Here is a 235-nt window from a genome sequence, read left to right on the forward strand (position 1 = left end):
GACTTTTAATCAATTGGTCGCAGGTTCGAATCCTGCACGACCCACCAATTTCGATAATTGGTGAAGGTGTCAGACGTGAAGGATAACGTTGCGTCAGCAACGGTGAAGCGAAAGCCGAATCCACCTGCACGACACACCACTTCGAAGAATCCCTGCAAAGGGTCGTTAGCTCAGTTGGTAGAGCAGTTGACTTTTAATCAATTGGTCGCAGGTTCGAATCCTGCACGACCCACCA

1 tRNA gene is annotated in these 235 nt (G+C 49.4%); it reads left to right on the forward strand.

Going from position 1 to position 235, the window contains the following annotated elements:
• The first annotated feature begins 159 nt into the window (after positions 1–159).
• A tRNA-Lys gene (locus IAE48_RS23930) sits at positions 160–235 on the forward strand.

Source organism: Kosakonia sp. S57, from assembly GCF_016516575.1.
Taxonomy (GTDB): Bacteria; Pseudomonadota; Gammaproteobacteria; order Enterobacterales; family Enterobacteriaceae; genus Kosakonia; species Kosakonia cowanii.